General features: G+C 54.0%; 1 protein-coding gene. It reads right to left on the minus strand.

Annotated elements, in window-relative coordinates; genetic code table 11:
• A partial coding sequence (locus tag AC1DY5_RS57385) for a GDP-mannose 4,6-dehydratase (RefSeq protein ID WP_478122999.1) occupies nt 1–728 on the minus strand: 728 nt, incomplete at its 3' end.
• Nucleotides 729–840: the final 112 nt, after the last annotated feature.

Here is an 840-nt window from a genome sequence, read left to right on the forward strand (position 1 = left end):
GTATCTGCCTCATCCGCCTGGAGCATCCGCCACATGCCTTCGACATATTCTTTGGCGAAGCCCCAGTCGCGCTTGGCGCCCAGATTGCCGAGTTCAAGAATTCCGATCTTTCCCAGTTTGATCTTGGCTACGGAGTCAGTGATCTTGCGGGTGACAAACTCGCGTCCGCGGAGCGGGCTTTCGTGATTGAAGAGGATGCCGCTGCAGCCGAAGATGTCATAACTCTCCCGGTAGTTAATGGTCATCCAGTGTGCGAAGAGCTTGGCGACGCCATAGGGGCTGCGCGGATAAAAGGGAGTCTCTTCGACCTGCGGGATCGCTTGCACCTTCCCGAACATTTCCGAGGTGGACGCTTGGTAAAAGCGAATCCTTCGATTGGTCAGGCGGATCGCCTCAAGCAGGTGTAAGGCCCCCATACCCGTGATCTGCGCAGTAGCATCCGGCTGGTTGAAGCTCACACCGACGAAGCTCTGCGCAGCGAGGTTGTAAACCTCGTCAGGCGCCGCGTCCTTGATTAGCGTCATCGAACTGCCGAGATCTGTGAGATCGTACTCGACAAGGTGAAGATCGGGATTTTTATGAATACCCAGTTCTTCAATACGCCAGAAGTTCACGGAACTCGTGCGGCGGTACGTGCCAAACACCACGTAGCCTTTGGAAAGTAGCAGCTCTGCCAAGTAGGCTCCGTCTTGTCCGGTGATGCCTGTAACAACTGCGCGCTTTTTCATGGATGACTTTCTGAATGAACTAAAATAATATCCCTGACTCTACCAATGCATGCTTCAAGCGCGAGTCAAGTCAGTTGCCACCATTGTCCATGCAACTCGACCGGTTGTATCG

The organism is Variovorax sp. P4_D9, assembly GCF_056401695.1.